12 protein-coding genes and 2 pseudogenes are annotated in these 23539 nt (G+C 66.6%); 6 read left to right on the top strand and 8 right to left on the bottom strand.

Features of this window, described 5'->3' with window-relative positions:
* Positions 1–112: 112 nt before the first annotated feature.
* From HWX07_RS14755 to HWX07_RS36970, 4 genes and pseudogenes are all read right to left on the bottom strand, one after another.
* A complete protein-coding gene (locus HWX07_RS14755) occupies positions 113–832 on the bottom strand; it encodes a response regulator transcription factor (RefSeq protein ID WP_074804593.1) in 720 nt (239 codons plus the stop codon).
* Positions 833–1090: 258 nt separating this feature from the next.
* On the bottom strand, positions 1091–1801 hold the full coding sequence (locus HWX07_RS14750; RefSeq protein ID WP_077219799.1) for an OmpA family protein: 711 nt from the start codon (positions 1799–1801) through the stop codon (positions 1091–1093).
* A 91-nt stretch (positions 1802–1892) separates the two neighbouring features.
* The gene (locus HWX07_RS14745; protein WP_244130007.1) at positions 1893–10850 is read right to left on the bottom strand and encodes a YadA-like family protein; all 8958 of its coding nucleotides are present in this window, start codon (positions 10848–10850) and stop codon (positions 1893–1895) included.
* Between the two features lie 150 nt (positions 10851–11000).
* Positions 11001–11738, bottom strand: a pseudogene (locus tag HWX07_RS36970) (ESPR domain-containing protein); the annotation flags it as partial.
* 473 nt (positions 11739–12211) lie between these two features.
* Between HWX07_RS36970 and HWX07_RS14740 the strand changes: the two are divergent.
* From HWX07_RS14740 to HWX07_RS14720, 5 genes and pseudogenes are all read left to right on the top strand, one after another.
* Complete coding sequence (locus HWX07_RS14740; RefSeq protein WP_175876708.1) at positions 12212–15193, top strand: ATP-binding protein; 2982 nt, start codon at positions 12212–12214, stop codon at positions 15191–15193.
* A gap of 333 nt (positions 15194–15526) precedes the next feature.
* Entirely contained in the window at positions 15527–15865 is a 339-nt protein-coding gene (locus HWX07_RS36965; RefSeq protein WP_226133003.1) for a SymE family type I addiction module toxin, read from the top strand.
* Positions 15865–16185: an XRE family transcriptional regulator gene (locus HWX07_RS14730; protein ID WP_175876707.1), complete on the top strand. Its 321-nt coding sequence runs from the start codon at positions 15865–15867 to the stop codon at positions 16183–16185. The genes HWX07_RS36965 and HWX07_RS14730 overlap by 1 nt, the downstream gene beginning before the upstream one ends.
* A 118-nt stretch (positions 16186–16303) precedes the next feature.
* Positions 16304–16387, top strand: a pseudogene (locus HWX07_RS14725) (type II toxin-antitoxin system HigB family toxin); the annotation flags it as partial.
* A gap of 4 nt (positions 16388–16391) precedes the next feature.
* Positions 16392–16754, top strand: coding sequence for a transcriptional regulator (locus HWX07_RS14720; RefSeq protein WP_027806874.1), 363 nt, complete (start codon positions 16392–16394; stop codon positions 16752–16754).
* Between the two features lie 179 nt (positions 16755–16933).
* Here HWX07_RS14720 and HWX07_RS14715 read toward each other — a convergent pair whose 3' ends face one another.
* Positions 16934–17125, bottom strand: a complete 192-nt coding sequence (locus tag HWX07_RS14715) for a hypothetical protein (protein WP_164728197.1) — start codon at positions 17123–17125, stop codon at positions 16934–16936.
* Between the two features lie 172 nt (positions 17126–17297).
* Positions 17298–18140 carry a peptidyl-prolyl cis-trans isomerase gene (locus HWX07_RS14710; protein WP_053526735.1) on the bottom strand — a complete coding sequence of 281 codons (843 nt, stop codon included), beginning with the start codon at positions 18138–18140 and terminating at the stop codon, positions 17298–17300.
* Positions 18141–19152: 1012 nt separating this feature from the next.
* Here HWX07_RS14710 and HWX07_RS14705 point away from each other — a divergent pair.
* Positions 19153–20724: a tetratricopeptide repeat-containing glycosyltransferase family protein gene (locus tag HWX07_RS14705; protein WP_175876706.1), complete on the top strand. Its 1572-nt coding sequence runs from the start codon at positions 19153–19155 to the stop codon at positions 20722–20724.
* An 83-nt stretch (positions 20725–20807) separates the two neighbouring features.
* Here HWX07_RS14705 and HWX07_RS14700 read toward each other — a convergent pair whose 3' ends face one another.
* Together HWX07_RS14700 and HWX07_RS14695 are read right to left on the bottom strand one after the other, a co-directional pair.
* Positions 20808–22391 (bottom strand): DHA2 family efflux MFS transporter permease subunit, encoded by a 1584-nt coding sequence (locus HWX07_RS14700; protein WP_175876705.1) that lies wholly within the window; start codon positions 22389–22391, stop codon positions 20808–20810.
* The gene (locus tag HWX07_RS14695) at positions 22388–23512 is read right to left on the bottom strand and encodes an HlyD family secretion protein (RefSeq protein WP_012338921.1); all 1125 of its coding nucleotides are present in this window, start codon (positions 23510–23512) and stop codon (positions 22388–22390) included. The genes HWX07_RS14700 and HWX07_RS14695 overlap by 4 nt, the downstream gene beginning before the upstream one ends.
* Positions 23513–23539 lie beyond the last annotated feature (27 nt).

The following is a 23539-nucleotide window of genomic DNA, read 5'->3' as shown; positions in this document are numbered from 1 at the left end:
AACGAAAAACCCCGGCAGCCGCGAGGCGCCGGGGTTTCGGTGCGCCGGTACGATCCGGCGCATTCATCTTGATGGCCGCCATCCCGCGCGGCCGGCATCGTCGCGCGTGCCGTCAGGCCGGATCGACGCTGCCTTCCTCTTTCGTGTCACCACCCCGCCCTTCGCTGGCCGACGCGGCGACGATCCCGTGCTCGATCGCGTAACGCAGCAGGTCGATGTCCTTCTCGATCCCGAGCTTTTCCATCGCGCGCGCCTTCTGCGTGCTGATCGTCTTCTTGCTGCGGCTGAGTTTGTCCGCGATCTCGTTGACCGTGAGGCCCGACGCATAGAGCCGCACGACTTCGAGCTCGCGGTCGCTGAGGTCGCGCTTCTGGTCGGCCGCCCGGGCGCTCGAATGCGACGTGAGCGTGCGCACGACCTTCTCGACCGACGGCGAGAAATACGTGCCGCCCGTCGCGGCCGCGTGAATCGCGGGAATCAGGTGATCGATCGTGTCGGATTTGCTGACGATGCATTCGATGCCGAGCCGCGTCAGCGCGCCGATCACGGCCGGGTTGTCGAGCATGGTCAGCACGACCAGCTTCACGGCCGGGTGATTGCGCTGGAGATAGGAGAACAGCGTGATGCCGTCGCCGTGCGCGCTGCCGGGCATCGCATAGTCGGACACCACGACGTCGCACACGCCGGCCTCGACGAGCCGGATCAGCTCGGTCGAATTGACGGCCTTGCCGGTCAACTGGATCGTCGGCACCGACGACAGGCCGTGCTCGACGCCGACCAGCATCGCCGGGTGGTCGTCGGCCAGTACCACGCGTATCAGATAGCTTCCCATAGTCGTCCAGATGTGCGCGGCAATCGTCGCGGCCGGCTCGCCGCCTGGCGGGCGGCGACGGCGCGCATCGCGGCGTCGTGGATCGTAATTGGGCGCTATCTTCGCATGAAACCGGGGCGGCAACCATGGATCGGGCGGCGGGCCGCAGCCCGGGCCGGGCGCCGGCACGAAAAAAGCCGCCGGCGCATCGAGCGCCGGCGGCTTCGAACTTCTTCCGGGGAAAGCAGGCCGGCATCAGCCGGTCATGCCGCCCCAGCCTTACTGCGCGTCGATCCGGACCTCGACGCGGCGGTTCTGCGCGCGGCCTTCGGCCGTCGCGTTGGACGCGACCGGCTCGGCGGCACCCTGGCCCTGCGACACGAACGACTGCGCCTTCAGGCCGTTGGCGCTCAGGTAGTTCATCGCGTTACGCGCGCGCGAAGCCGACAGCGCGAGGTTGTGCGTCGCGCTGCCCGTCGAATCGGTGAAGCCTGTGACGGTCACGCGACGGAATTCGACGCCGCGATTGACGTCGATGAACCGGTCGAGATTGCTGCGCGCCTCGGGCGTGAGCACCGCGCTGTCGAGCGCGAAGTTCGCGTCGCCCTGCAGCAGCACCTGGCGCTGCGGGACCGGCGCGGGCCGCGGTTGCGGTTGCGCGACCGGCGCCGCCACCGGGGCCGGCTGCGGCTTGCCGCACATGAACGTGATTTCGCGCGGGTCCTTCTTCGGCGCACGGCTGTACACGCGATCGATCATCTCGAGCGGTGTGAAGCCTTGCCCCTGGCAGAACTCTTCCGCCGCGCGGGCACACGCGTTCGCACTGCCCAACAGTCCGTCGCAGCTCACGCGGAACACGTTGTCCGGCTTGCCGGGGATCGACACCGCGCGGATGTCGTAAGTGACGCCCGATTGCGTCGTGCACGCACCGAGCGCCATCGCGATCGCGCCGATCGACGCGGCGCGCAACAACAAGGTTTTCATGGTCATGATGAAACGCCCGCCACGAAGGCGGGCGCGTAAAAAAGTTGAATGAGGGAAGTCGGGGCGGGCGGGGCAAGCTGCTGCCCCGCCCGGCGCGTTACCACTGATACGAAGCGCCCACGCCGACCGTATTGCCGCCGCTCGACATACCCACGCCGGCCTTCATCTTCAGGTTCTGCGTGATGCGGGCTTCGCCGCCGAACGCCACCGCCTGATAGCCCTTGTAGGTCGCGCCGCCGATACCGAACGAAATCGTCTTGCCCGGATCGACGCCCGGAATCATCGTCAGCGCGGTGGCCGCGGCGATACCCGAGTACGCGTTGCGCGACAGGTCGTTGACCTGGCCCTGCATGCCGCCCATGGCCCGGTCGAGCTGACCCTTCGTCGCGACGTCGGTCGCGTTCACGCCGTCCGACACGTTCGAGATCGTGCGGGTCCGGTCGATCGAGCCGACCGACACGGTGTCGTCGCCGTACGCGGTCGAACCGGCACCCAGCGCGACCGAGTTCGAACCCGACGCGTTCGCGCCCGAGCCGATCGCGACCGACTGGTTGCCCGATGCGTTCGAGCCGCTGCCGATCGACGTGGCGCCTTCGGCCGCGCTCTTCGCGCCGGAACCGATCGCGACACCGTTGCTCTGCGACGCGCCCGCGTTCGAACCGATCACCGTGGCGTTGTTCGCGCCCGTGCCGATCGTCGCGCCCGAACCGGCGGCCGTGTTGCCCGTACCCGCGCCTGCGTTGGCCGGCGTCGTGCTGCCGGCGCCGACATCGGTGCCCGCGAAGTACTGGCTACCCGAACCGCCATCGCCCGGATTACCCGTACCCGGGTTCTGCTCCAGGGCGCCGACACGGCCGTCGAGGCCACCGATACGGTCGCTCAGCTCGCTCAACTGGCCGAAGTTCACCGCGTCGTACTGAGTCGTACCGTCCGCCACGTTCGTCAGTCGCACCGGCGCCGCGCCCGTGCCGCCCAGCGTCACCGAACCGTAGTTCGGCGTGCCGTCGCGGTTCAGGTCGTAACGCACCGCGAGCGAATCGGTCGCGCCGTACGCGGCCGCGGCCTGGACTGCTTCGGCCACCGTCTTGTACTTCGTACCGTTCACGTCGATCGCCGTATCCGCGAGCTTGCCGTCGGCATCGACCGCCGTCCCGCCGCCGATCACGTCCGCCACGCTCTGCGCGGTGCCGTGCAGTTGCGAACCGTTGATCGCATCGACGCTCGTCGCGCTCACCGCGCCCGCCGCCACGCCGGTCAGCACGCGGTTGCCCGCCGTGCCCGCGAAGTTCACGGTCGTGCCGTCCGTGTCCTTCGCGACCGTGATGTCGCGCGTCGTATCGTCCTGCTGAACCAGGCCGATCGAACCGTGGACGAGGCTGTTCGAGATGTTCTCGATCGCATCGCCGACGTTGTCGAACGTCTTGTCGCTGACCTTGTACGACGGGTTCGTCACGTTGCCGTCCGCGTCGACACTCGCGCCGCCGCCGAGCGACTTCGCGACGCTCTGCGACACGCCGTGCAGCTGCGCGCCGTTGATCGCGTCCGTGCTGGTGGCCGATACCGCGCCCGCCTTCACGTTCGTGATCGTCGTGCCGTTCGCGCCGGCCAGCGTGACCTGGTCGAAGTTCGCCGAGCCGTCGGCATGCTTGCCGTACGTCACCGCGAGCGAAGCCAGACCCGCACCCGGGTTGGTCGGATCGACCGGCGCCACCAGGCCTGCGTCCTGCAGCTGGCCGAGGTTGATCGCGTCGTGACGGTCCGTACCGTCGGCGACGTTCTTCAGTGCCACCGGAGCCGTCGCGCCCGCGCCGCCCAGCGTCACCGAACCCATGTTCGGCGTGCCGTCCGTATTACGGTCGTACGTCACAGCAGCGATCGACTGACCCGTGACCGGATCGACCAGACCCGAATCGGCAAGCTGCTTGTTGATCACGGTGATGTTTTGCGTGTTCGTCACCGTGCGGCCGTCGAGGTTCGACAGCGCATCGCCCACGTTGTTGTACGCGACCGACTTCGATGCATCCGCCGGATCGGCCAGCGAGTACGTCGGGTTCGTCACCTTGCCGTCCGCGCCCACCGTCGAGCCGCCGCCCAGCGAATCAGCCACGCTCTGCGCGGTGCCGTGCAGCTGCGCACCGTTGATCGCATCCGTGCTGGTGGCCGTGACCGCGCCCGCCTTCACGTTCGTCAGCGTCGTGCCGTCCGTGCCCTTCAGCGTGACCACGTCCTGCGTCGCGCTGTCGTATGCCACGGCGAGCGACGTCAGCCCCTTGCCCGGATTCGTCGGATCGACCGGCGCAACGAGGCCCGCGTCCTGCAACTGGCCGAGGTTGATCGCGTCGTTGCGGTCCGTGCCGTCGGCGACGTTCTTCAGTGCGACCGGCGTCGTGGCGCCCGCACCGCCCAGCGTCACGGCATCCTTCGCCGCGCTGTCGTACGTCACCGCCATCGACGTCAGCTTGCCCGAGCCGTCTTCGCCCACCAGGCCGGCGTTCTTCAACTGGCCGAGGTTCAGCGCATCGCCGTCGTCCGTCGCATCCGCGACGTTCTTCAGCTGCGTCGGGCCCGTGCCGTTGCCGAGCGTCACCGAGCCGTAGTTCGGCGTGCCGTCCGTGTTACGGTCGTACGTCACCGCGGCAATCGACTTGCCCGTCGACGGATCGATCAGGCCCGAATCCTTCAGCTGCGAAACGTTCACCGCGTCCATGTCGGCCACACCGGCCTTCACGTTCGACAGCGTCGTGCCATCCGTACCCTTCAGCGTGACGACATCCTTCGCCACGCCGTCGTACGCGACGGCCAGCGACGTCAGGCCCGCACCCGGGTTGGACGGATCGACCGGCGCAACGAGGCCCGCGTCCTGCAACTGGCCGACGTTGATCGCATCGTGACGGTCCGTACCGTCGGCAACGTTCTTCAGTGCGACCGGAGCCGTCGCGCCCGTACCGCCCAACGTGACCGTGTCCTTCGCTGCACCGTCGTACGTGACGGCCATCGACGTCAGGTTGCCCGCGCCGTCGTCGCCCACCAGACCGGCGTTCTTCAACTGGCCGAGGTTCAGCGCATCGCCGTCGTCCTTAGCATCCGCGACGTTCTTCAGCGCCACAGGCGTGGTTGCGCCCGCGCCGCCCAGCGTCACGCTGTCCTTTGCCGCGCTGTCGTACGTCACTGCCGCAATCGGCTTGCCCGTCGACGGATCGATCAGGCCCGCGTCCTTCAGTTGCGAGACGTTCACCGCGTCCATGTCGGCCACGCCGGCCTTCACGTTCGACAGCGTCGTGCCGTCCACGCCGGCCAGCGTCACCTTGTCGCGTGCCGCGCCGTCGTACGTCACGGCCATCGACATCAGGTTGCCCGCGCCGTCGTCGCCCACCAGACCGGCGTTCTTCAACTGGCCGAGGTTCAGCGCGTCGCCGTCGTCCTTCGCGTCCGCGACGTTCTTCAGTGCGACCGGCGTGGTCGCGCCCGCGCCGCCCAGCGTCACGGTGTCCTTCGCCGCGCTGTCGTACGCCACGGCCAGCGGATTGCCGCCGCTGTTCTTGTCGAGCGCACCGAGGGCGTCGCCCACGTTGTGGTAATCCTGGCCGCCGACCGAGTACGTCGGGTCGGTGATCGAACCATCCGCGCCGACGCCCGCGCCGCCGCCGATCTTGTCCGCGACGCTCTGCGACACCGTGAACAGCTGCGAGCCGTTGACTGCGTCGTGGCTCGTCGCGTTCACCGCACCGGCTGCGACGTTGTGGATCGCGACCGGCACGCCGGCGTTGCCCAGCGTCACGCTGTTCTTCGCCGCGCTGTCGTACACCACCGCCAGCGATTCGCCTGTCGTCGGGTCGATCACGCCGCCCTTCTCCAGCGAATCCTTCAGGTCGCCGAGGTTCTGGTTCGTCGCGAACAGCTGCGAGCCGTTCACCGCGTCCTTGCTGTCTGCGGCGAGCACGCCGTCGGCCACGTTGTGCAGGGCGACCGGCGTGGCGGCGCCTGCGCCACCCAGCGTCACGCTGTCCTTCGCCGTGCCGTCGTACGTCACCGCCATCGACGTCAGGTTGCCCGAGCCGTCGTCGCCGACCAGGCCCGCATCCTTCAGCTGGCCGAGGTTCAGTGCATCGCCGTCATCCTTCGCATCTGCGACGTTCTTCAACTGCGTCGGACCCGTGCCGTTACCGAGCGTCACCGAGCCGTAGTTCGGCGTGCCGTCCGGGTTACGGTCGTACGTCACCGCCGCGATCGACTTGCCCGTCGACGGATCGATCAGGCCCGAATCCTTCAGCTGCGAGACGTTCACCGCGTCCATGTCGGCCACACCGGCCTTCACGTTCGACAGCGTCGTGCCACCCGCGCCAGCCAGCGTGACCACGTCCTTCGCCACGCCGTCGTATGCGACGGCCAGCGACGTCAGGCCCGCACCCGGGTTGGACGGATCGACCGGCGCCACCAGGCCCGCGTCCTGCAGCTGGCCGAGGTTGATCGCGTCGTGACGGTCCGTGCCGTCGGCGACGTTCTTCAGCGCCACCGGAGCCGTCGCACCCGCGCCGCCCAGCGTCACCGAACCCATGTTCGGCGTGCCGTCCGTATTACGGTCGTACGTCACAGCGGCGATCGACTGACCCGTCACCGGATCGACCAGACCCGAATCGGCGAGCTGCTTGTTGATCACGGTGATGTTTTGCGTGTTCGTCGCCGTGCGGCCGTCGAGGTTCGACAACGCGTCGCCCACGTTGTCGTACGCGACCGACTTCGACGCATCCGCCGGATCGGCCAGCGAGTACGTCGGGTTCGTCACCTTGCCGTCCGCGCCCACCGCCGAGCCGCCGCCGAGCGAATCCGTCACGCCCTTCAACTGGCCGACGTTCACCGCATCAGTCGTTTGCGTGCCTGCCGCGACGTTGACGATCTGGCGTTCCGCGCCCGCACGGCCGACCGACAGCGCGTTCGCACGATCCGAGAACGCGTTCGCGCCGAGCGCGATGCTGTTGGCCGCGCCTGCGGTTGCGTTCGCGCCGAGCGCCATCGCGCCTTCGACGCTGCGCGCGACGTTCGCACCCGTACCGATAGCAACCGCGTTGGTCGCACCGGCCCGCACGTTCGCGGCGTTACCGACCGCGATCGAGCCGTCGCCGATCGCCTGCGCGCCGTTGTTACCCACTGCCAGCGCGTATTCGCCGTTCGCCTGCGCGTTCGCCCCCAGCGCGACGGCTTGCGTGCCGTTCGTCTGGACGTTCGAACCCACGGCGACCGAGTAGTCCTGGCCGGCGCCGGTCTGCGCGAAGCTGCCGATCGCGACCGAGTTGTTCGAACCCGCGCCGCTCTGGAGGCCCACCGACACCGCGTTGGCGCCGCTTGCCGCCGTCGACGAGCCGATCGCGGCCGCCGTGGCCTTGGTCGGGTCCGCGCCGTTCAGCGAAGCGACGTTGTTGCCCTGCAGGCCTTCGATCGCGACCAGCGGGTCGCTGACGTCCATCGGCTGCATCGAGCGCGCGCTCACCTCGTCGATCGCGGCCTTCGTCTTCTTGTCGATTTCCGACGAGAAGGTGTCGATGGCCTGCTGCGTCTTCGACGTCACCGAGGTCGACAGGGTGTTCAGGGCCGCGTACAGCTGGCCGCCGTTGACGGCGTCCGTGCTCTGGAATGCGACGTCGCCGTCCGCCACGTTGACGATCTTGCGTTCGCGGCCCACGTCGCCAACCGACACGACGTTGTTCTGGTTCGCGACCGAGTTGTAGCCGATCGCGACCGAACCGTTGCCGGTCACGCGCGCGCCGCTGCCGAGCGCCAGCGAGTTCGCGCTGGTGGCACGGGCGTCGGAGCCGATCGCGACGGCCAGCGCGCCGCTTGCGACCGCAGGCGTGCCCGTGAGCGGGTCGGCATTGACCTTGACGAAGCGCAGGTTGCCGCCGGACATCCGGTCTTCGAGGTCCGACAGGCCCGTGTTCAATTGCTTGACGTTGACCGCGTCGAGGTCGTCGACACCCGTCGCGACGTTCTTGATCTGCGTCGGGCCTGCGCCGTTGCCGAGCGTCACCGTGCCGTAGTTCGGCGTGCCGTCCGGGTTACGGTCGTACGTGACCGCGGCAATCGACTTGCCCGTCGACGGATCGATCAGGCCCGAATCCTTCAGCTGCGAGACGTTCACCGCGTCCATGTCGGCCACGCCGGCCTTCACGTTCGACAGCGTCGTGCCGTTCGTGCCGGCCAGCGTCACGGTGTCCTTTACATTGCTGTCGTACACCACGGCCAGCGATTCGCCGGTGACCGGGTCGATGACGCCGCCCTTCCCGAGCGAATCTTCGAGATCACCCACGCGCGTGTTCGTTGCGAACAGTTGCGAACCGTTCACCGCGTCCTTGCTCGTCGCCGAAAGAACCCCGTCCGCCACGTTGTGCAGCGCCACCGGTGCGGTCGCGCCCACGCCGCCCAGCGTCACGCTGTCCTTCGCTGCACCGTCATATGTCACTGCGAGCGACGTGAGGTTGCCCGAACCGTCGTCGCCGACCAAACCCGTGTCCTTCAGCTGGCCGAGGTTCAGCGCGTCGTGGTCGTCCGTCGCGTCCGCGACGTTCTTGACTTGCGTCGGGCCTGCGCCATTACCGAGCGTCACCGAACCGTAGTTCGGCGTGCCGTCCGGGTTACGGTCGTACGTGACCGCGGCGATCGACTTACCGTCGTCTCCGATCAGTCCCGAACCCTTCAATTGCGAGACGTTCACCGCATCCATGTCGGCCACACCGGCCTTCACGTTCGACAGCGTCGTGCCACCCGCACCGGCCAGCGTGACCTTGTCGCGTGCCGAACCGTCGTACGTCACCGCCATCGACGTCAGGTTGCCTGCGCCGTCGTCGCCCACCAGACCTGCGTCCTTCAGCTGGCCGAGATTCAGTGCATCGTGATCATCCGTCGCGTCCGCGACGTTCTTGACTTGCGTCGGGCCTGCGCCGTTGCCCAGCGTCACCGAACCGTAGTTCGGCGTGCCGTCCGGGTTAAGGTCGTACGTGACCGCGGCAATCGACTTGCCGTCGTCCCCGATCAGTCCCGCTCCCTTCAGTTGCGAAACGTTCACCGCGTCCATGTCGGCGACACCCGCCTTCACGTTCGACAGCGTCGTGCCGCTGGCGCCAGCCAGCGTAACCGTGTCCTTCGTGTTGCTGTCGTACACCACCGCCAGCGATTCGCCCGTCACCGGGTCGATGACGCCGCCCTTCCCGAGCGAATCTTCGAGGTCGCCGACACGCGTGTTCGTTGCGAACAACTGCGAGCCGTTCACCGCGTCCTTGCTGTCCGCGGCAAGCACGCCAGCCGCGACGTTGCGGATGGCGACCGGTGCGGTCGCACCCACGCCGCCCAGCGTCACGCTGTCCTTCGCTGCACCGTCGTACGTCACTGCGAGCGACGTGAGGTTGCCTGCGCCGTCGTCGCCAACCAGACCCGTGTCCTTCAACTGGCCGAGGTTCAGTGCGTCGTGATCATCCGTCGCGTCCGCGACGTTCTTGACTTGCGTCGGACCTGCGCCGTTGCCGAGCGTCACCGTGCCGTAGTTCGGAGTGCCGTCCGCGTTACGGTCGTACGTGACCGCGGCGATCGACTTGCCGTCATCACCGATCAGGCCCGAACCCTTCAGCTGCGACACGTTCACCGCGTCCATGTCGGCCACACCAGCCTTCACGTTCGACAGCGTCGTGCCGCTGGCGCCGGCCAGCGTGGCCGTGTCCTTCGTCGCGTCGTCATACGTCACCGCCATCGACGTCAGGTTGCCCGCGCCGTCGTCACCGACCAGGCCCGCGTTCTTCAACTGGCCGAGGTTCAGCGCATCGTGATCGTCCTTCGCGTCCGCGACGTTCTTCAGCGCGACGGGCGCCGTCGCAGCCGTGCCACCCAGCGTCACGGTGCTCTTGGTCGCATCGTCGTAAATGACCGCATTGGGATTGCCGATACCACTCGACGCAAGCGCATCGAGCGCGTCGCCGACGTTGTGATAGTCGGTTCCGCCGACGTTGTAGGTCGGACTCGTGATGCTGCCGTTCGCCCCGACAGCCGCGCCGCCGCCGAGCGCCTTCGTCACGCCCGTCAGTTGGCTCACGTTGACCGCGTCGGTCGCGCCCGTGCCTGCGGCCAGGTTCACGATGCGCCGCTGCGTCGTGGCGTTACCCACCGAAACGGTGTTCTGTTGGTCGGCCACCGACCCGTCGCCCAATGCGACGCCGAACTGGGCGGTCACCGAAGCGCCGTCGCCCAGCGCGACGCCGCGCTGCGTGGTGGTTGCGCCGCGCCCGATGGCAATCGCGCCACCCGACGCCGAATTCTGAGTCGACGCGCCTTCGCCCAACGCCAGTTGTCCGAAACCGCCCGACGTATTGGCCCGAGCGCCGATCGCAATATTGGTCTGCCCTGCGGCGGTAGCCGTGTTGCGCGCGATTGCGCCATCGCCGATTGCGATCGAACTCGCGCCCGTCGCATTCGCGGCGGTCGTGCCGCGTACCGCGACGTAAGGATTGGCCGCGTTCGCGATCGCCGTATTCAACTGCCCGACGTTCACTGCGTCCGTGTTCGCCGTACCCGCTGCCAGATTCGTGATCTGTCGTTGCAGAGACGCGGAGCCAACCGACACACTATTGGCTCTATCGGTAGCCGAATTGACACCGATCGCCACCGATTCACTATGGCCCGCGTTTGCGTTAGCGCCGAAGGCCGCCGAGTGATAGCCGGCCGCGGCTGCGCCGATGCCAACTGCCGTACCGGCCTCACCGGCCGCCCTCGCAACCGCACCGATCGCTACGGTATTCGTGTTGCCAGCCGTTGCCGAGCTACCGATCGCGATGCCATTGGCGCCCGTCGACGTGGCGCGATTGCCCAGCGCGACGCTCGCGTTCCCGCTCGCATCCGCGAGCACGCCCACGCCGACCGCGTTGGTCGCGCCCTTCGCTTGATAACCGATCGCCGTGCCATACGTGCCGCTGGTGCTCGCCTGACGGCCGACTGCAATGGCATTCGCGCCGACAGCGCTCGCCGAATAGCCAAGCGCAGTCGCGCCATCCGCGGTGGCAGCGGAACGGGAACCCATGGCGGTCGTATTGACAGCCTGAGCGCCAGCGGCCTGCCCGAAGGCGGACGCGTTGGCACCCGCAGCATTTGCGCTCGTACCGACCGCAGCGCTTTCCGCCCCGGTCGCTCGCGACAACGTACCGATGGCGGTAGCGTTCTGAGCGCTCGCCACAGTGTTGCCACCGAGTGCCACGGCGGATGTGCCAGTTGCGTTGGCGTTTGCACCGATCGCAGTCGCGCTGCCGCCTGCCCGCGCAGCCGTCGCCGCAGCGTACGTTCCAGTGCTGATCGCCACGTACGGGTTGCTTGCCGTCGCAGCGGAAGCAATCGCCGAATTCAACTGATTGAGGTTGACCGCATCGGTCCCGGCCGTACCCGCGGCCAGTCCCGTGATGCGGTGGTTCGTCATGTTGACGTTGTTGTTGAAATCGGCGGGGCCCATGATGTGAACCCCCGACCCGCCAAGCAGAGTGAGGTGACCGTCTTGACTCCCCTGAATCCCCGCCTCCGTTGCGGCGCTCCCGCGCGCACCCGTCGATGTGCCATTCGCGGTGGCGTTGTTGTACAACATGAACGAAGTGCTTCTGTTGTTGAATATGGGGTTCGCCCCGCATCCGCCCGTCAACCCGGTGCCGGAGCTATTGCCGCCACCAAAAGCCGTACCAGGTCTCGATGACCCCGACGGTGAACACAAGACCAGTGATCCATTTCCGTTCGATGCTGCTTGCGCATTCGCATCCGCCGCCATCGTCCCGCCCCCCACCCCGGCCATCACCGCGACAGCCGCCGTCACCGACGAGCGCATCGTCGAGTTCGCTTTCGATTTGGTGCGCATCCGCGCCGTTTCGGGCGCCGCCGCCCATGTGCCCGTCGTCGCGTTCCAGACGGTCCGATATGACTTGTTCACGTTGATAGCCCCTGTAGAAGAGAAGTGGGAAGGACGTACCTCGTCCACAGTTGCCAATGTATTGATCGCCTGTCATTTCGATAATCAGACGGCTGGACGTGTGATGACTTATTTTGTAGGCCCAGTCCTAACATGACGTTGCTTGACAATCGGTCATGCAAAACACGCCCGACGCACCGTTCGCTTGATCGATTCCGTTTGACACATCCGCGCGTCAGGCCTTATATACGCAGCGCGCAACCGATTGCATGAATAGGACTGGTCCTATCCATCGCGCGCGAGTGTTTCGGACTGCCCTACATACAGGCCTGTCCGCTATCCCGATAATTTTCCCGTTCCCCGAGCCGGCAACGCATTGCGCTGCCATCAGCATGGCTCGCGGATATCGTCCGCGTCCCGGCCTCGCCGCGGCTCTTGCCGCGCGCGCCGTGCGTGTCTCCCGATTTGCGCATTGATTCACCGGTCTTCGTCTCATGCCCATCCGCCATCTCTTCGCGTCCCACACGGACGCCAGCGCGCCGTTCGCGTCGATCGACGACGACGCGCGCGATCTGAGCCTGCTGAACCGGTATCAGCGTTTCACGCTGTACGGCGGCGCGGTCGTGCTGTCGCTCGTGATCCTGATCACCGCCGGCATCCTGCTGGTCGGCTCGGTGCGCGACTACATCGCGGAGCGGCGCGACCTGTTCATCACGCACAAGGCGCTCGTGCAGCTCGAAATGGACGCGAAGCAGGCGTCGATGCGCCGCGCGGTGATCAACGCCGAGCTGTTGTGGAACGGTCACCCGCCGCATGCGTGGGAAGCGTCCGACGCGCTGCGCAAGGACGGCCACGTGTTGCTCGCGCCGATGCGCGGCGTGAGCGAGATCTTCCTGGCCGCGTCGCCCGCCGCGCTGGCCGACAACGAAACGGATCGCTACGTGCAACTGATGGAGCGCCAGACGATTTCCGTCGCGGCCGCGGAACGTCAGACCGGGCGCGCGGTGCGCGGCTACGCGTACAGTCCAGACCGCAACGTGATCGCGATCACGCCGCCGCCGTCGATGCCGTATCACGACGTGCTCGCGCGCATCGGCGTGCCGGACACGCACGCGCTGATCCAGCACCTCGCGTTCGACGTGGCCGACTGGTCCGATCCGGCGATCGCGCGCTACTGGCGCCTGTCGCGCCGGATCGCGTGGCAGGCGCCGGCGATCGATCCGTTGACCGGCAAGACGGTGTTCCGCCTGGTCGAACCCGCGTTCGACGGGCAGAAGCATTTCATGACGTTCGTCAGCGACTTCGACGTCGACGTGATCGCCGACCGGATGAAGCACGCGCCCGACGATGCGGTCGCGATGCTGATCGACGAGAACGGCCGCGTGCTGCTGCACGTCGATCGCACCGGCGACGCGGAAGACGGCGCCGCGCTGATGAAACACGCGCTCGCCGAAGGTACGTGGCGCCGTGGCCTCGTGAATTTCGACGAAAGCTACCGGCACGGCGTGTTCACGATCACCGACCGAATCTCGGACACCGGTTACGCGATCGTCTATGCGTATTCGTGGCACACGATCGCCTATGCGATCTGGTCGACGATGCTGCGCGAATTCGGCACGACCGCGACCATCCTGATCGTGCTGTGGACGCTCGTGATCGCGTTCGACCTGCGGGTGTTCGCGCCGCTGTTCCGCCGCTCGCGCCGCGTGTTCGAAAGCGAGCGGATGAGCCGCACGATCGTCGCGACCGCGCCGTTCGGCATCGGCCTCGTCGCGCCCGACACGCACCAGGTGCTGCTGCGCAACCGGATGCTCGAGCTGTACGAGCGCGAGGCCGGCGACCCGCCGCTGCACGAGCGGCTGCTGGCGCGCTACCGCGAGCACGCGGATGCGTCGCCGGTCCAGCTCGACGTCGAACTGCCGGTGACGCTCGACGACGGCCGCGCACGCGACCTGCTCGTCAATTTCGTACGCGTGCGCTACAAGGGCAAGGACGCGCTGCTGTGCAGTTTCTCCGACATCACGACGCGGGCCGATGCGGAGCGCGCGCTCGACAGCGCGAACCGCGCGAAATCGACGTTCCTCGCAACGATCAGCCACGAGATCCGCACGCCGTTGAACGCGATGCTCGGCAATCTCGAACTGCTCGACAAGGCGCCCGACCCGAGCCGTCAGAAGCCGCGGCTGCATGCGGTCACGTCGGCCGCACGGATGCTGCTCGACATGCTGAACAACGTGCTCGACATGACGAAGATCGAGGCCGACCGGATGACGCTCGAAGCGACCGGCTTCCGGATCGACGAGCTGATGCGCGACGTCGCTGACCTGTTCGAGCCGGTGGCCGGCGCGAAGGGCATCGCGCTGAGGATCGACGTCGATCCGGCGGTCACGCATACGTATCTCGGCGACCCGATGCGCGTGCGGCAGATCGTCGTGAACCTCGTCAGCAACGCGATCAAGTTCACCGATCGCGGGGCGGTGGCGTTGTCGGTGTCGGCATCGGGCGGCGACGCGACGCCCGTGACGATCCGCGTCAGCGATTCGGGCATCGGCATGACGGCCGATCAGTTGGCGCACGTGTTCGAGCCGTTCGCGCAGGCCGACGAATCGATCGCGCGCCGCTTCGGCGGCACGGGCATCGGCCTTGCGCTGAGCTACAAGCTCGCGGAGTCGATGGGCGGGCGCATCGAGGCGAACAGCGTGCCGGGCGTCGGGTCGACCTTCGTTGTCACGTTACCGCTGCCGCTCGACCGCCAGCCGGGCGCCGCGCAGGCGCTTTCGGGCGAGGATGCGCCGAACGTACGCGTGCTGTTCGTCGACGACAATCCGGTCAACCGTTCGCTCGTCCACGATCAGCTGGACGTACTCGGCTATCAGGCCGATATCGCATCGAATGTCGCGGAAGCGCTCGACCTGGTGGATCGTCACGACTACGCGGTCGTGCTCACCGATCTGAACATGCCGGGCCTCGACGGCTACGCGTTCGCCCGTGTGCTGCGCGAACGCGGCCGCGTGCAGCCGATCCTGGCAGTGACCGCGCATGCCGAACCGGACGAGTTGCGGCTGGCATGGGAAGCGGGTATCGACGAGATCGTCACGAAGCCGACGTCGCTGAAATCGCTCGAACAGGCGATCGCGAAGTACGCGGGGACGTGGCGGCGCCCGACGTATCCGCCCGCACCGCCGCGCGCGCCGGGCCCGTTGCCGAAAGACCTGCACACGGTGCTCGTCGATGCGACGCGGCGCTCGAGCGCGACCATCGCGCGGGCGTTGCAGGACGGCGACCTGAAGGTCGCGCGGTCGGAGATTCATAGCATGCGCGGCGCGTTTGCGATGATCGGCGAGCGGGAGATTTCGGGGCTCTGTGCGTCGATGGAAGCGCTGGCGTTGGCGGGGGATGCCGCGGCGTTCGCGCGGGAGTTCGAGCGCTATCGGCAGAGCGCGAACGAGATCCTCATGCGGCGTGCGGCAGGCTGATCGAAACCGTCGATTGAAACGATTTCTGACATATCGACATTGAAACGATGATGCGTCCGGCCAGTGCGAATGCCCCGGAACCTTTATGCAGCAAGCATTCGACGCATTGGCCGAATGGCCAATGCCGATGAATTCGTACATGACTGGTCCCTGACGCCGGATGTTCTCGGCTACAGTGGTTGCACGTTTTCGCGAAGACTTTCACGTCATTTCGACATGCCAAGCATGTGATGGAGAGACGATCGAAATCCGCTGCGTAAACGAGCGCGGCCCGCAGGTGAAACAGCACCTGCGGGCCGCTGACCACAACCAACTCAACGCAAGGAGTTGACCATGGCTGGCGCGAATCATAACGCACCGATGTATTTCCGCGATCGTTTTGTCTCCCCTCGATCGTCTCTTCAATCCCGCCGTATCGTTCCGCACATCCGGCTCGCCGACATGGCGCCGCCTGTCATGCATCTGTGGATGAAATTGTCCGGCCGGTGGATCGAGGCAGCAGGCTTTGATCCCGAGCAGCGCCTGCGAATCGAGGTGTCCCACCAGCGTCTGGTGATCACGCCGATCGACGATGCGGATTGCGATCATGGTGCGCAAGAAGGATTCCCCGATATCGATCCTGCGACGATGCGACAGCAGCAGCGACTTTCGGTAACGACGGAGGAAGCGTAATGAACCACGATGCCTCGAATCCCTACACCGACGACGTGCCGGACGATTTCGACTACTACGACGTCGGTGAACTGACGGCCAAGTCCGTACTCGTACTAAAACTCAACGCATTGATGGCGTCGCGCGGCCTGACCGAAGAAGAGGCTGCGGCGCTCACCGAAATGGCGCGGCCGGTAGTCACCCCCGAGCAGCGGGAGCGGCTCCGGAACGTGACGCTGGATCAACTGATGCTGACGCTGGCGTCGTTCGGCCAGCATGTGGAGATCGTGGTGAAGCCGGCGGGGGAATTCGGGCCGGCGGGGATCACGGTTTCGATCTGATGGCCGGCAGTAACGCAATTGTCTGACGTCGATTCGCACTATTAGCGAACACGACGCGCTGACGGCACGGGGACGGGTCCGTGTCGTCCAGCTCGGCCTACCCGGGCTGAGAGAACACCAGATCGGTGTGGTGTACGTGAAGTTTGTTGGCACGCACGCGGAATATGACAAGGTCGATGCGGCAACCGTGGAAATGGAGTAACAAGATGAACATTCACCCGATTCGAACCGAAGCCGATTACGAAGCCGCCCTGAAGGCTGTATCCGCGCTCGTCGATCTGGATCCGGCGCCGGGCACGCCGCAGGGTGACGAACTGGAGATCCTGGCGATTCTCGTCGAACGTTATGAGGCCGAGCACTTCCCTATGGTGGCGCCGAATCCGATCGACGCAATCAAGTTTCGAATGGAACAGGCCAGCCTGACGGTCGCCGACATGCAGCCCTATATCGGGAACAGTAACCGCGTATATGAGGTGCTGGCCGGTCGGCGAGCATTGAGCCTCACCATGATCCGCAAGCTGCACGAAGGGCTGCATATTCCCGCCGATGTACTGATCGGCACGCTGTAACGGAAACGGCCACGAGTTGACGGGTGGCCGTATCAACGGAAATAGATGTGTAGCGGTCGGAAGCACCTCGGCGCTCGCATGAGGCAGCGTTAGGAGTAGGTGCTATCAAACACATAGCATGACGACGGCCGGGCCCAACGGCCGCCGCCGAAGCGGTTCCGGCGCCACACTCGTTCAATTTAACGTGAACAACCGTTACAACCAATCGGACCAGGCTGATTCTGTTCAAGTCGTGCGCGGAGCGCAGCGAATTCATCCGCCATCTCATCGTATGCCGCCTTGATGGCCGGATCGGCAAGCAGGCGCGCCATGTCGGCCGCGGTATGCGGCACCGGAACATACCGATCTTCGTCTGCGTAAGAATCTGTCATAGTTGATTTCCTCCTTCGATTACCCGCGGACGATACCCGCAATGCTGTGCGAATGAAGCTCAAACAATAGCGGCCGTACGTGCTAAGCACAAAGAAAAAAGCCGCTGCCGTAGTCCACGGCAGCGGCTACCCCGGTGAATCACCCGATCCACCGTCTTCCCGATACACCCACTTACTGCTGAATCGTCGCCTGCCCGGCCAGCTTGTCCACCAGCGCCGTCATCGCACGCTGCTGCGCCTGCGCTTCGAGCTGCTGACGCAATACGTTCTTCGCCGCCTCGAAGGTCGGCACGACCGTCGCACGCTTCTCGTCGAGTTTCACGATCGCGAATGCATTGCCGACGCGGATCGGGCCTGCGACAGCACCCGGCTGCAGCGACGTAATCGCCTGCGCGAGCGGCAGCGGCAAACCACCCGTCTTCCCTTCCGCCACCGGCGTACGCAACTCGACCCACTGCGCGACACCACCGTTCGGCGTCGTGTTGTACTTCTTCGCCACCGCATCGAACGCCGCGCCCTGCTTCAGCTCCGCGACCAGCGCGTTCACTTCGGCCGGATCGGCCACGGCAATCACGTCCGCGCGATATTCGAACTGCCCGCCATTCGCGACGACGTCGTCGTAACGCGCCTTCACCTGCGCATCGGTCACCGCTTGCGGGTGCAGGTTGTCACGCAGGTAGAGATCCGTCGCCGCGACCGTGCGTGCACGCATCACGACGCGGTTCACTTCGGGGCGGCTGCCGTAGTTGGCTTTTTCCGCCGCCTGCTCGACCAGTTGCTGGGCGATCAGCTCGCGCCTGGCCTGCTCGCGCAGCGCCGGCGTATCGGCCTGACCCCATTGATGGATCAGGACGTCCACATCGCTGCGCGCGATGGGTGTGTCGTTGACGACCGCTTCGACGCCCGACGGCAGCGGCGTTTCGGTTTTCGTGCCTGCGGCGCGTGCGACAGGGGCGCCGCAGGCGCACGCGAGTGCGATCAGCGTGGAAACAATGGAAATGTGATGCTTCTTCATGACGATTCCTTCATCGATGGAGGGAGGTGCCGCACGCGATGGCGGCCGGGAGGAGGTGCGGCAGCTTCGCCGCGGACAACCGACCGGGTCGGTGCCTGACAGGCCGCGCGCGAGCGATCGCATCACGGCCAGGCCTGACGTGCGAACCGGTCGGGCCGGTTGCGCAGGGCTTTGCAGCGTCGTCGTCGCCGGTCACACGGCGACGATCGACGGACGGAAAGACAGAGATGAATGCCCTGCGCTCGCATGAGGCAGCGTTCTCCCAACCTGCGACCCAAATGGTGCAGACGCGACCGAGCCCACCGGTCGCCGCAAGGCATTCATGTGTGTCCGTCCGGTTTGGCCGATGCCGAGGACATCGTTCGCTTCGGCCGCGCGCGGAGAAAAATACGCTGCCCGGTAACCGGGCAGCGCGTCCAACGAAGCGGAGCTTCGGATACGAGGTATCGGGCGCGTACCATGCAGCCGCCCGACCTTCGCATTGTCGAAGCGCATACGACGTCCGCACAATCAGCCGAGTCCTATTCCGCACGACATCACCGTTGAATCGTCAATGTCGGGTGCGCATTCATCGTCACGGCGCGTGGCGGAAGCCCAGCCTCGCGCGCGCCGCTCCCGAACACAGTGCCATTCACCGGAAAATCTGCCGTACGCATCAATCAGTACTCCCTGTCTGAGCTGGCCGAACGACGTCAGCCGAAATACCGCGTATTAAAAAGATCGTCGGCCGCGATCTCTATCGGACAGGTCTTATTGGCACACCGCGAACGCAAAAATCGGACTGGGACTACAAACGTGACGGCAGATGAAGTCGGCGTGCTCCAGTGATTGAGTACGAAATCGCCAAATCGGACTGGTCTTATTCAGTTGCCGGATGCCGGTCCATAAAGTGGCAATCAAGACGGCGCCGCGCCGCTTGTGCCCGAAAGCGCAAGCCACCAGTGCCCCCGACATAGACCACGCAATCGCCCGCCGCATCGACATGCGTGCGGATTTCCGGAGAGCCCATCCCATGCAGACCCACCCGGCCCATGACACACCTGCTTTCGACGACACCGCTTGGCAGGTACACGGCATCGACGACACGACGCTCGACGTGAACGACGACGCCGTCGCGACCGCCACGCAAACGCTGATCGATCGCGGTGAAGTCGGACGCGCGGCCGCACTGGCCGCCGCGCATTGGGACCTGCGTCCCGACTCGCCCACGGCCGCATTCAACTGCGGCTACGCGATGCAGATGGCAGGCCGCCACGCGGACGCCCTCGCACCGTATCGCCGCACGCTCGAACTCGCCCCGTCGTGGCCGTCGCTCAAGAACAACCTCGCGTTGGCGATCCGCCTCACCGGCGGCGATCCCGAAGTGGAATTCGCGCTGATCGAAGGTGCGCTCGACGACAACCCCGACGATCCGCGTGCATGGACCAACGCCGTCGTCACGCGCCTCGACCGCTTCGATCTCGACGGCGCGTTGCGCGCCGCCACCCGAGCGGCCACGCTCGCACCGGACAATGCGCTGGCGCTGAACAACACGTCCCTCGCGCTGAAGGAAGCGCGACGCCGCGACGAGGCCGAGCAATACGCCGCGCTCGCGGTCGAACGCGCGCCGCACAGCGCGACGTACCGCCACAACCTGTCGCTGCTCGAACTCGCACGCGGCGATTACGCCTCGGGGTGGGTCAACTACGAATCGCGCTGGGAAGGGTCGGCCGAATTGCGCGGCAGCCTGCCGGCGTTTTCCGGCCCGCGCTGGCGCGGCGAATCGCTGAAAGGCAAGACGTTGCTCGTATGGGGTGAACAGGGGCTCGGCGACGCGCTGCAGTTCTGTCGCTACGTGCCGCCGCTCGCGGAGCGCGTGCATCGCGAAGGCGGCCGGATCGTGTGGAATGCGTTTCCGGTGATGGGCGCGCTGCTCGAGCGCAGCGTCGCGCGGCATGTCGACGTGTTCGACACCAGTACGCGGATCGAGGATCTGCCCGCATTCGATTTCGAACTGCCGCTGATGAGCGTTCCGGGCATGCTCGGCCTCGACGGCAACACGATCGCCACGACGGTGCCTTATCTCCATGCCGACCCGGCAGCCACCGACGCGTGGCGCACCGCGCTCGCCGGCGAGAAGCGGCTGAAGGTCGGGCTCGCGTGGACGGGCAACCTCACGCACCCGCGCAATCGCTTCCGCCGTGTGGGCCTGGAACGATTCGCGGAAGCATTCGGCGGCTTGCAGCAGGACGTCGCGTTCTACTCGCTGCAGCCCGGCGCGCAGCACGACATCGAAGCCGCCCGCTCGAACGGCTTCGTCGTGACCGACACCACCCGCGAATGGAAAACGCTCGACGACACCGCCGCCTTCATCGGCGCGCTCGATCTCGTGATCACCGTCTGCACGTCGGCCGCCCACCTGAGCGGCGCGCTGGGCCAGTTCACGTGGGTGCTGCTCGATGCGAACCCGCACTGGGTCTGGCAGCACGATCGCCGCGACAGCGCGTTCTATCCGAGCGTGTCGCTATACCGGCAGAAGACGTTCGCCGACTGGCAGTCCGTGCTGGACGAAGCCACCGCCGATCTGCGCGATCTCGTCCGCTGACCGGAGGGCATCGCGCGCGCCGCGGCTGTCGTCATGCCGCTATCGGCATGGCGACGCGGCGACCGGCTGCAAACCCTCCGCCGTCACGCCTTCTTCTTCCCCCGCAACACGAACGCCGCCGCCGTACACCCGATCATCGCGATTCCGGCGATCAGGAACGTATCGCTGTACGCCATCAGCAGCGCCTCGCGCATCACGCGCTGGTTCACGAGCCCGAGCGCCAGCTCCTGCACGCCGGAGATCGATCCGCCGGGCAGCACGTCCGCGCGCGGCGCATGCACGCGGGAAAGCAGCCGCGCAAGCATCGCCATGCGCTCCTGGAACGCTTCGGAGAATGGCGTGACCGCCTCGCCGATGCGCATCGCGTGCAGCTTCTGCCGCTCGACGACGATCTGGCTCATCACCGCGATGCCGATCGCGCCGCCGACGTTGCGGACCATGTTGAATACGCCCGACGCGGAGCCGAGCTGCGCCTTCTCGATCCCGTCGACGGCCATCACGGCCAGTGCGATCACGACGAACGACTGCCCGATCCCGCGCACGATCAGCGACGGGACGATCACGTTCGACGCGGCGTCGGCGTCGAGGTGGATGTTCATCAGGCAGCCGGCCGCGACCAGCACGAAGCCGAGCACGATCGTCGTGCGCGGGCTGGTGCGGCGCATCAGCGGCGGCGTCAGGAACGACATCGCGAACTGCACGAGCCCGTACGGAATCATCGCGAGGCCGATGTCGCGCGCGCTGTAGCCGTGCAGCTCGGCAAAGTAGTTCGGCACGAGGAACACCACGCCGAACACCACCGCACCGAACAGGAACTGCATCAGGCTCGCGATCCCGAAGTTGTACTGGCCGAGCAGCCGCAGGTTGATGAACGGCTCCTTGCGCCGCAGCTCGATCGCGACGAACGCGGCCAGCCCGAGCGCCGCGACGATCGACAGCTCGACGATCAGGTCCGACGCGAACCAGTCCTTGCGCCCGCCCTCCTCCAGCACGATCTGCAGCGCGCTCAGGCCCACCGCCATCGTCGCGATGCCGAACCAGTCGGCCCGTCTGAGCATCCCGAGCTGTACCGGCAGGGGCCGGATCGCCCAGCCGATCGCCGCGACCAGCGCAATGGCCGGCGGAATCTGCAGATAGAAGATCCAGCGCCACGAATACATGTCGGTCAGCCAGCCGCCGACCGACGGCCCCGCCGCCTGCGCGACGTTGTTCGCGATCGCGAACAGCGCCATCCCGAGCGGGTGTTTCGACGGCGGCAATTCGGTGACGATCAACTGGAACGACAGCGGGATCAGCACGCCGCCGAACGCGCCCTGCAATGCCCGCGCGATGATCATCGTCGAGATGCTCGGCGCGACCGAGCACGCGAGCGAAAACGCGAGAAAGCCGGTCGCGCCGACCAGCAGCACGCGCCGCGCGGAAAACACCTGCACGAGCCAGCCGGTGAGCGGAATCACGACGATCTCCGCGACCAGGTACGCGGTGGTGATCCACGAGCCTTCCTCGAAGCTCGCGCCGAGCGAGCCTCGGATGTCGGGCAGCGACGCATTGGTCACGTGCACGTTCATGCCGGCCATGAAGCAGCCGAACACGCCGCCGAGCACGGCGACCCACGCGCGCAGCGAAACGGTGTCTTCGTGCGCAGCCTGCGCGGTCGTCGTGCTCACGTGCCGGCCCCCTGCGTGCCGCGCGTGTCGACGCGCGCGATCACGGACATCCCGGGCCGCAGCACGACGCCGGCCGGCGGCGCATCGACGCGGATCTTCACCGGGATGCGCTGCACGATCTTCGTGAAGTTGCCGGTCGCGTTGTCGGGCGGCAGCAGCGCGAACTGCGCGCCGGAACCCGGCGCCAGGCCGATCACGCGGCCGTGCAGCGTATGGCCCGAATAGGTGTCGACGTCGATCTGGACGGGCTGACCGTCGTGCATCGCGCCCAACTGCGTTTCCTTGAAGTTCGCCACCACGTACACGTCGCTCAGCGGCACCACCGCGAGCAGCGGCATCCCGACTTCGACGTACTGGCCCGCCCGCACCGCGCGCTGGCCGACGCTGCCGTCGCGCGTCGCGCGAATCACGGTGTGGTCGAGATCGAGCTGCGCGAGCGCCAGCTTCGCCTGGGCCGCTGCAAGCCGGGCACGCGCCTGCGCGATCGCCGCGGTGCTCTGTTCACGGCGACGCTGCAGCACGGTCTGCTGGTCGGTCTGCACCCGCACGGCCGCGCCGGCGCGGGTCAGTTCGGCGCGCGCCTTCAACGCGTCCGCGTGGGCCTGCTCCCAGCGCTGCCCGCTCGCGGCGGATTCGGCCAGCAGTTGCTTGTAGCGCGTCGCATCGGCGTCGCGCCGCGCGGCTTCGGCGCGCGCGGCGGCCGCATCGGCGTCGGCCTGCGCGATCTGGCTGCGCTGCTGGCCGATCTGCGCGTCGAGCGTCGCGGCCGCTGCCTGCTCGGCCTGCAGCGTCGCGTCGGCCGCCGCGACGGCGGCCTGCGCATCGTCGACCTTCGCCCGATAGTCGCGGTCGTCGAGCCGCACGAGCACGTCGCCGCGCTTCACCGGCTGGTTGTCGTCGACGGCGACTTGCGTGACGTAACCCGACACGCGGGAGCTGACGGTCACGACGTCGGCGCGGACATACGCGTCGTCGGTGCTTTCGATGAAACGGCCGACGGTCCACCAATGCCAGCCGAACACGGCGAGCGCGATGACGGCGAGCACGACGCCCGCGGCGATCAGTTGGCGCCGGGAGAACCGGGCGGTTTTGGCTTTTTCGGGTACGGCAGTCGTGCTCATGATCGGAATGATGAGTGGGCGTGCAAG

The organism is Burkholderia sp. BCC0097 (assembly GCF_902832985.1).
Classification (GTDB): Bacteria; Pseudomonadota; Gammaproteobacteria; order Burkholderiales; family Burkholderiaceae; genus Burkholderia; species Burkholderia orbicola.
This window is presented reverse-complemented; position numbering and strand designations above follow the sequence as displayed.